We start from the raw sequence: 1,105 nt of genomic DNA, 5'->3' as shown, positions 1-1,105 counted from the left end.
CAGCGCATTTACGCCTATCAACCCGATTCTAAACAAACCGCCGTCTTTATCGACCGCCTCTATCCGCGCGGTATCTGCAAAGAGGTTTTTGCCACGGCGCTCTGGCTGAAAGACATTACGCCCAGCGCAAACCTGCGTCGCTGGTATCACGAAAATCCGACTCAAAATTTCGACGGTTTTGTCAGCCGTTATCATGAAGAGCTGCAAGGCGATGCCGAGCAGGCCGCCATCAAGCGGCTGCTGGATTTGGAAAAACAGCACGGCAATATCTTGTTGCTGACTGCCGTCAAAGACCCCCGACATTCCCACGTCTCCGCGCTGGCTCAATTTTTGGGCGCAACGTTTGAATATCGCGATTAAAAAATCAGTATTTGCACCGGATACAAAAAGGCCGTCTGAAATCAAGGTTTCAGACGGCCTGCTATTTTCAAATCAAGAAGGATAAGGGTGTGCCACCAATTTTCCGTCTATGTATTCGCCTATATAGACTTGCGAGGCTTCAAGGTGGAGGCGGTCGAGTTCCTGTTGCAGCCATTCTTCATCACGCTTAATGATTTCGAGGATGTCGGGGTCAACTTGGCCGTCTGTAATCAGTGGATAGCGCAGGCTTTCGTCGCCGTACTTAATGACGGCGAGCTGGCCGTTTTGTTCCATCACGGCACGTTTGACGGCAGAGATTTCGTAGATGCCGGCGGCGCGGAGTTTGAACATGAGGTCGTGTGCGCTGATGCCGTTTTTCATGCATTCATCGGTTTGGATTTTGCCGTTGACGATAACCCAGACGGATTTGCCGTCAATGATGGATTTGACCCAGCGGTTGTGGTTTTTGATGAATTTCAGGCTCAAGACCAACAGCGTCCACAAAATCAGCACGAGGAAAAATTGCAGCAGGCCGACGCTGTCGCTGTAAATCACGCCGCCGATGATGCCGCCGAGTACATAGTTTTGCACTTGGTCCATGGCGGAGGTCGGCGCGAGGTTGCCTTTACCTAAGAGGTTGATTTGCAAAATCAAACCTAAAATACCCATCAGCAGTTTGAGGGCGAGCAGGGAGTATGCTTCCATGTGTGTGTATCCTGTTATTCTTTATCGATGAGTTCGATAT

2 protein-coding genes are annotated in these 1,105 nt (G+C 50.3%); one reads left to right on the top strand and one right to left on the bottom strand.

The window, feature by feature from the left end; translation table 11 throughout:
• Window positions 1-360: DUF488 domain-containing protein (locus ACTHUT_RS20990; RefSeq protein ID WP_440419734.1), on the top strand; the 360-nt coding region annotated here is incomplete at its 5' end.
• Between the two features lie 72 nt (window positions 361-432).
• Here the strand turns inward: ACTHUT_RS20990 and ACTHUT_RS20985 are convergent.
• Complete coding sequence (locus ACTHUT_RS20985) at window positions 433-1,065, bottom strand: DUF421 domain-containing protein (RefSeq protein ID WP_128582047.1); 633 nt, start codon at window positions 1,063-1,065, stop codon at window positions 433-435.
• Window positions 1,066-1,105 lie beyond the last annotated feature (40 nt).

It is taken from the genome of Neisseria sp. P0022.S010, from assembly GCF_051956635.1.
Note: the sequence above shows the minus strand (reverse complement) of the source record. Positions and strands in the feature narration are given on the sequence as shown.